2 protein-coding genes are annotated in these 1,590 nt (G+C 63.1%); one reads left to right on the forward strand and one right to left on the reverse strand.

All coding sequences use genetic code 11. The annotated features are described in order from the left end of the window. Nucleotides 1–956, reverse strand: a 956-nt coding sequence (locus WAW85_RS08835) for a PTS transporter subunit EIIB (RefSeq protein ID WP_422559242.1), incomplete at its 3' end; no start/stop codon positions are given. A gap of 61 nt (nt 957–1,017) precedes the next feature. Between WAW85_RS08835 and WAW85_RS08840 the strand changes: the two genes are divergently transcribed. Further along, nucleotides 1,018–1,482 carry a tRNA (cytidine(34)-2'-O)-methyltransferase gene (locus WAW85_RS08840; RefSeq protein ID WP_422559243.1) on the forward strand — a complete coding sequence of 155 codons (465 nt, stop codon included), beginning with the start codon at nt 1,018–1,020 and terminating at the stop codon, nt 1,480–1,482. Nucleotides 1,483–1,590: the final 108 nt, after the last annotated feature.

Consider the following 1,590-nt stretch of genomic DNA (forward strand, 5'->3'; position numbering starts at 1 on the left):
ATGGCAAAGATGAACGGCGAGAAGTCGTTAATCGTCTTGAGCACATTGCCCAGGCCAGCACCGGCGTAGACGCCGATCGGGCCAATCAAGAAGGCGGTAATCGGGATCATCACGAGCATCGCCAAGAACGGCACAAAGATCAGGTGCAGGTTCTCCGGGATCAGCTTGCGCAGACCCTTGTAGAGCAGGCCGAGCACCACGGCCATCAGCAGCGGCGGGAAGACCTGCGAGCTGTAATCATTGAGCGTCAACGGCAGGCCAAAGATGTCGATCGTCTTCACGTCGAAGCCGAAGACCTCGCCAGCCTTCACGCTCGGATCGTCGGCGAACTTGGCGTAGCCGGGCAGCATCAGCACCGCCATGATGGCGAAGCCCACCCAGGGATCGGCGCCCACCTTTTTGGAGGCGTTGTAGGCAATCATCAGCGGCAGCATCACGAAGACCGACTGCCAGCAGAGGTTGATGAACTGCCAGCCGGGCGACAGCGTCACGTCCGGGCTATTCCACGCCGGGATCACCTTGAGGCTTGCCATCAGCGCCATGAAGGTGATGAACAACGACGCGCCGAGCAGCGCGCCGAGGATCGGCCGGAACGAGTCGGCGAGGAACTCAAACAGCGAGTCCACCCAGCTGATCTTGCCGCGCGGACCCTTGGCCCGTTCGGCGGCCTTGATCGCCTCGGCCGAGTCGGCCGCCGCGCCGCCACCGGCCATCGACGGCAGCTTCATGATGTCCTCGTACACCGACTGCACGCCGCCGCCGATGATCACCTGGAAGTGATTGCCGCCCTGCGGGACAGCGCCGAGCACACCCGAGATGTTCTCGACTGTCGCCTTGTCGACCACGCTGCCGTCACGCAACGCGAATCGAAGCCTCGTGGCGCAGTGGGTCAAAGACTCGATATTGTCCGCGCCGCCGACGGCGTCGACGATCTTGCCTGCTGACTCGGTACTCATCCCGTGACCTCCCTGGCGTGCGATGTGGGTTCATTCCAGCACGGCGTTTAGAGTGGCGTGGGTGTTCCGCATCATGTTCTTCTCGCCCCAGATTCCGCCGAATACTGGTAATGCGATCCGCATTGCGGCCAACACCGGTTGCGAGCTTCATCTTGTCGAGCCGCTGGGCTTCACGATGACCGACGCGCAGGTCAAACGAGCGGGTCTTGACTACCACGACATGGCCTCGGTCACCGTGCACACCGACATCGAATCGGCATGGGCCGCCCTGAAACCCGAGCGCGTCTTTGCCTTCACCGCCAAGGCGACGCGGTACTACACCGACGTCGAGTACCGGCCGGGCGACGTGCTCCTCTTTGGCCCCGAGCCCACTGGCCTCCCCGACGACGTGCTCGGCGACCCGCACGTCACCGATCTCTTGCGGATCCCGATGCTGGCGGATCGTCGATCAATGAACTTGGCCAACTCGGCCAGCGTGGCGCTCTACGAGGCATGGCGCCAGCACGGCTTCGACGGCGCCGTCTAAAAGCCGGGGTCTAAGAACGCTGGGGTCTAAGAACGCTGGGATTCCGGCCGGTTCGCGTAGACGTACTTGTAGTAGTCCCTGTCGCGCAGCTTGCTCGCGGCGGCTTCG

The organism is Gordonia sp. (in: high G+C Gram-positive bacteria), assembly GCF_049299075.1.
Taxonomy (GTDB): domain Bacteria; phylum Actinomycetota; class Actinomycetes; order Mycobacteriales; family Mycobacteriaceae; genus Gordonia.